The 5,535-nt window shown below is 70.7% G+C and carries 7 protein-coding genes; 2 read left to right on the top strand and 5 right to left on the bottom strand.

Translation table 11 applies throughout. The features are described from left to right. Positions 1-153 precede the first annotated feature (153 nt). The 4 genes from HDR73_RS16005 to HDR73_RS16020 form a co-directional block, all read right to left on the bottom strand. Positions 154-1,143, bottom strand: coding sequence for a hypothetical protein (locus HDR73_RS16005; RefSeq protein ID WP_049791930.1), 990 nt, complete (start codon positions 1,141-1,143; stop codon positions 154-156). A 179-nt stretch (positions 1,144-1,322) separates the two neighbouring features. Beyond that, the gene (locus tag HDR73_RS16010) at positions 1,323-1,778 is read right to left on the bottom strand and encodes a universal stress protein (protein ID WP_012299588.1); all 456 of its coding nucleotides are present in this window, start codon (positions 1,776-1,778) and stop codon (positions 1,323-1,325) included. A gap of 2 nt (positions 1,779-1,780) precedes the next feature. After that, positions 1,781-3,247 carry an APC family permease gene (locus HDR73_RS16015; RefSeq protein ID WP_012299587.1) on the bottom strand — a complete coding sequence of 489 codons (1,467 nt, stop codon included), beginning with the start codon at positions 3,245-3,247 and terminating at the stop codon, positions 1,781-1,783. Positions 3,248-3,322: 75 nt separating this feature from the next. Then, positions 3,323-3,745 carry a hypothetical protein gene (locus tag HDR73_RS16020; RefSeq protein ID WP_012299586.1) on the bottom strand — a complete coding sequence of 141 codons (423 nt, stop codon included), beginning with the start codon at positions 3,743-3,745 and terminating at the stop codon, positions 3,323-3,325. Positions 3,746-3,961: 216 nt separating this feature from the next. Here HDR73_RS16020 and HDR73_RS16025 point away from each other — a divergent pair, with 216 nt between their 5' ends. Both HDR73_RS16025 and HDR73_RS16030 read left to right on the top strand, forming a co-directional pair. Continuing rightward, positions 3,962-4,366, top strand: a complete 405-nt coding sequence (locus tag HDR73_RS16025) for a hypothetical protein (RefSeq protein ID WP_012299585.1) — start codon at positions 3,962-3,964, stop codon at positions 4,364-4,366. Positions 4,367-4,425: 59 nt separating this feature from the next. Next, a complete protein-coding gene (locus HDR73_RS16030) occupies positions 4,426-4,989 on the top strand; it encodes a GIY-YIG nuclease family protein (RefSeq protein ID WP_012299584.1) in 564 nt (187 codons plus the stop codon). A gap of 16 nt (positions 4,990-5,005) precedes the next feature. On the opposite strand, the gene HDR73_RS16035 is transcribed toward HDR73_RS16030, so the two are convergent. Continuing rightward, the coding region (locus tag HDR73_RS16035; protein WP_502709183.1) for a putative endonuclease domain-containing protein at positions 5,006-5,535 on the bottom strand (530 nt) is incomplete at its 5' end.

Below are 5,535 nucleotides of genomic sequence, written 5' to 3' on the forward strand. Positions count from 1 at the left end.
GGCGTTAGCGTGAGTCACGAAGACCTCCGGTGATGACGTGTGCTTGGTAACTCACATCGTCCCGGAGGTCTTCGCTATCCGCCCACGCGTTCACAACCTCCCGAGGAACTACAGCTAGGCGACCGCAACCGGCCGCCTAGGAGACGGTGACCGTCAGGAGGTGGCTGCCGCCGACGCGGACATGCGAGCAGTGTCCCAGGCGACGAAGAGCGCGACGGCCTCGTGGGCGAGAGCCTCCAGCTCGTCGAGGGGGCGGAGCGCGGACTTCGCACCGAGCGACCAGTCGCAGTATCCCTGGGCGAGCCATTCTCTGCCCTTGAGGTGCTCATGCACGATGGGCATCTTCCGCTTACCCAGATCAGACGTCCCATTTCGAGGTGAATTCTCGCGCACCGTGAATCGGTCCGCATCCCGCTGCAACACGTCGCCGAGGATGTCGAGATCATCGAGCCAGGTCGGTCGGTCCTTCGGGTCCTCGGGGAAATCGTCCTCATCCAAGCGCACGTTGACGCCCACGTGATATTCCAGTGTGATCTCCTCGATCGGCCGCTTGCTGTCCCGGCCGCTGACCTGGATCTGACCACACAGTCGTCGTCCGCCTTCAGGTGTGGGCCCGTCCAGCACTATCGAGGACATGCCTCCATCCCCGCGGATGATGCTCGTCGTCCATCCTTCGGGGAGGAGGTCGTCGAGCTTGAGCACCTGCATGCGGCGTTCGACCTTCTTCTTCGTCGCGGGGATGCGATCGATGTCCTCCTGGCTGAGTCGTGTGCCGCGGAACCGGGCGAGCAGCTCTTCCCAGGTCGCGACCGCGTCGACCTCGGCCTCATGTCCGTGTGCATCCGCTTGGTCGAGCACCAGGAGCACCAGGTGAGTGACCGCATCGGATTCCCGAGCGAGTTGTCCGTCCGTCACCACGTGGTCGAATTTGGCCTCGATGCCGACGCGCGTGCCAGATTCATAGGTGACCACCACGTCGATGTTCTCCTCGGCCTCGCAGCGGACGTTCGAGACCTGACCCAGCTCCTCTCGTTCGACCTCCAATGCCTCCACAACCCATGTCGTGAACGCCTGCGGGTCGTGTCGTATCTCCGCGGCTAAAGCTCGCGTGGCCATCGTCTCGGTCGTGTATATCGGGTCCATGAGCGCCTTTGCATCTTCGTATTGGGACGCTATGAGCCTAAATGCAGTTCCTCGTGCGGGGAAGTAGACCAGTGTTCCCTTTCGGGGGTGTTGTCAACCGGCGCGCAAAGCGGCACCCCATGGGCCGGGGTCAATCCCTTGGTAGGAATTCGACGTCGAGTACCGCCTGAACCGACGCGCTACCCCCGCCCCCGCACCGTCGGCCGGCAGATCAGCACCGGGCACGGTGCCGAGTGCTGCACGCGCGAGGCCGTGCTGCCGAGCAGGATCGTCGCCGTGAGGCCGCGGCTGCCGGCCGCCATGGAGACCAGTCCCGCGGATAGCTCCTCGGCGGCGCGGATGATCTCTGTCGCGGGCGATCCGCTGCGCACGTCGCGGTGGATGGCTGGGCCCCAGCCGTCGAAGACCTCGGCGACCACGTCGACGGCCGCCTCCGCGTCCCTGCGGTAGCTCAGCTCGGTCTGCGCGGGGGCGTGGTGCGGGCCGAGCTCGTTGGCGAACGGCGCGGCCGCGTACGGGCTCACGACCGCGAGCACGGTGACCTCGGTGATCTCGCGGGAGTCCGCGATGACCTGGAACTGGCGGGCTGCCTGCAGCGACGCCTGGGATCCGTCGGTGGTGACGATGACGTGCACGGTCAGACCTCCCTGTCCGTCGGGCCGGACGCGGCGACGTCGGCGGCGGCCTCCAGGTCCGGCTTCTTGGCGCCGAACGTGCGTTGCGCGAGGTAGAGCACGAGCCCCAGCGCGAGCAGGCCGCCGACCCAGAACAGGGCGCCGGGGTCGTCGACGAGCGTGTAGATCAGCACGGCGACGTTGCCGAGGATCCCGACGACGAGCAGCGGCGTGTTCGCGCGGTACGTGTCGTCCCGCTCGTCGTGGCCACGGAGCTTCAGGCACGCGACGATCACGAGCGCGTAGATGAAGAGGAGGAACACGACGGTGATGGTCGCGAGGCGGTCGACGATGTCGAGCCGCTCGTCCTCGGGGATGCTGGCCTGGCTGGACCGGATCGCCGCGCCGATGATGAGGAGGCCGGCCACCACCGCGCCGCCGAAGATCAGCGCCACGTAGGGGCTGCGGCGGGCCGGGTGCACCTTCGCGAAGACCGCCGGGACGACGTTCTCGCGGGCCATGCCGAACAGGATCCGCGACTGGGCCACCACGGTCACGAGCGCCGTGTTGCTGATGGCGACCATGGCGATGAGGCCGAAGACCACCAGCATCACGGCCGCGGGGATGACGAAGAGGTCCGCGCGCACGACCTCGGGGAGCGTGTTGCCCGCCAGCGCGTCGATCGGGACGGCGAGAGCCGCGGCCATCGAGACGAGCACGTAGACGACGCCGGCCGTCATCATGCCGCCGATGAGGGCGCGGGGGAACGCGCGCGACGGGTCGATGGTCTCTTCGGCCACGTTCGCCGCGTTCTCGAACCCGGTCATGGCGAAGAAGGCGAGCGAGACGCCGGCGAGCACGGCCAGCACGGCGGATCCGGGGCCGCCCTCGACCTGGAACTGCAGCAGCACGGCCGGGTCGCCGACGCCCTCGATCAGCGCGATCACGCCGATGGCGACGACGATGATGAGGCCGCTGATCTCGACGAAGGTCATGATCACGTTCGCGACGACGGACTCGCTGATGCCGATGAGGTTGATGAGCGTGATGACCGCGACGAACGCGACCGCGATGCCTGTGGTGGCCCAGATGGCGGACTCGGGCAGGCCGATGAGGTCGCTGAGGTAGCGCACGAAGCCGGCGGCGAGGGAACCGACGGCGGCCATGTTGGCGCTGAGCATGCAGATGGTGATGAAGAACGTGGGCACCGGGCTCTTGAACGCCTTGTTGATGTAGAGCGAGGCGCCGGCGGCCTGCGGGTACTTGGTCACGAGCTCCGCGTAGGCGAGGCCGGTGATGGTCGCGATGGAGACGCCGACGAGGAACGCCATCCAGAACGCGCCGCCCACGGCCGCGGCGACGAGGCCGACGAGCACGTAGATGCCGGATCCGAGGACGTCGCCGACCACGTAGAAGTACAGCTGCTTGACCGTGATGGAGCGCTTCAGCTCGGATCGCGGGGGTGCCTGGGCCTCGATGGGGTTCGACATTTCCCCACCCTAGGGGCGGGGTGGTGGCGGGGTCGAGGGGGTGGCGGTCACCCGCGGTCGCGTGGCGGGGTGCGGTCAAGCGCCGTCGGCGACGCGACGCAACGTGACGATCGCGTGCCGCAGGTCCGCCTCGGCGACGGGCGGCTGCGCGGCGGCGCAGGCCCCGCGGATCCATCCCGTGCGGGCGCGGAGCACGCGCTCGAGCAGTTCGCGGCCCGAGGTCCCGACGACGAGGTGCGCGCCCTCGACGTCCACCTGCTCGGCGAGGATCTGCCGCTGCAGCAGCGCCGCGAGGCTCGGCACGAGGGCGGCGCGCGACGTGCGGGTCCAGACCGAGAGCGACTGGCGGTCGATGCGCATGTCGGTCGCGACCACGCGCAGGAGCTGGATCTGCAGTCCCGTCAGCCCGTCCCATGCCGCGATCGTGGCGGCGTCCATCAGGTCGAAGACGGTCGCCATCGCGGCGATGAGCTCCTCGTGCGTGCTCGTGTCGGACACGGAGCTCCTCTGCGGCGCTGATGGGCCGGGCGGGCGGGACGCCTGCTCGTCGGAGGCACGGTATCCACCAGGACCGTTCCCGGTCCAGAGTCGCGGGCGACCGGTCACATCCGCGGATCCGGCGGGGATACTGGGGAGGCGAGCGGCCCCGCGCGGGCGGCCGCCGGGACGGGGAGGTCGCATGAGCGCAGCAGTCGACGCCGGACGGGCGCGGGCATGACGCCCCGGGTCCGCGCGCTCATCCTCAGCGGGATCATCACCGGCCTGACCATGGCGATCGTCGCGGCCGCGCGCCCCTGGACCCGCCCGGACGCACCAGACGACTGGGTCGTCTTGCGCTTCGAGGCCGGCGAGGCGGCGACCGCGTACGAGGCGTTCGAGTCGCTGGCCGCGACCGAGATCGCGGGCGACGACGCCCTGCAGCTCCTCGAGGCCGGCTGCATCGACGGCAACGAGTTCGGCGACGACTCCTACGACGTCTACTTCGTCGGCCCCGACCGCCGCATCATGTGGGAGGTGCTCGAGCCGATCTTCGCCGACGCGCCCGTGCCGTGGACCTCGGTCGAGCTCCGCCGCGGCCTCGACGATCAGGCGCCCGTGGTGGTGCGGGCGGCGCGCTGAGGCTCTGCGGCCCGGTCGATGAGGCTGCCGATGTCGGCACCCGCGCCTAGCGTCGGGGGATGACGTCGAGCGGATCCGCGCGCTGCCGCGCCGAGGGGTGCACGGCGCCGGTCGAGAGCGGTGCGCCCGTCCCGCTGTGCGCCGCGCACCTCGTGGCGGCCGCCGCAAGGGCGGAGCGCGCGCACGGCGTCGAGGACGTGCTGCCGTCGCCGTGCCCGGCGTGCGGATCCCGCCTCGGGGTGCGGTACCCGTCGGGCTGGCTGTGCGCCGTGTGCGAGTGGCGACACGGCGACCACCCGGACGGCGAGCTCGCGCCGCCACGGGTCGACGTCGTCTACTACATCCGCTTCGACGACCGGATGAAGATCGGCACGAGCGCCAACCCGCGGCAGCGCCTGGGCACGCTCCGTCACGACGAGCTCCTGGCCTTCGAGCGCGGCGGGCGGGCCGTGGAGCGGGCACGGCACGCGCAGTTCGCGCGGCAGCGCTTCGACCGCACGGAGTGGTTCGACCTCGACGTCGAGCTGCGGGCGCACGTCGCCGCGCTCGCCGCGGGGCAGCCGGATCCGTGGAAGCTGCTCGCCCGCTGGCGGAGCGAGGCGCTGGCACTGCGGGTCAGCTAACGCGGGCGGACGCGCGTCACCCGGCGGCGGCCGACGGCGGCACCTCGCGCAGGTAGGCGTCCACCAGGAACGGGCCGCGGATCTCGCGGAGCCGGTCGAGGAGCTGGTCGACCGTGCCGCGCGTGAGGCCCGAGACGCACAGGTCGTACGGTCCGAGGGGCGGCAGCTTGCCGGTACGGATGCGGATCACCTCCCAGCCGGCGGCCCGCAGCGCGCGATCCTTGCGCCGGTCGGCCTCCTCGCGGCGGCCGACGTGCTCGAGGCCGTGGCGGCCGGTGGAGTCGTACTCGATCGCGACGCGCAGCTCGGGCAGCAGGATGTCGGGCCACGCCTCGAGGTGCTCGAAGAACGGGCGCGCGAGCCGCACGGCGTTGAGGGGGGACATGCACTCGAGGCGGGCGGCCAGGTCCTGGCGCAGGCGCTCCTCGACGGCGGATGCGGGCGGCGGCGCGCATGCGCTCGCGAACGGCTCGCCGACGGGGAGGTCGGGGGTCTTCGCGCAGACGGCGGGGGAGCGGCGGGCGCGGGCGGGCGGCGGGGCGGCGA

This window comes from Clavibacter sp. (assembly GCF_014802555.1).
Lineage (GTDB): Bacteria > Actinomycetota > Actinomycetes > Actinomycetales > Microbacteriaceae > Clavibacter > Clavibacter sepedonicus.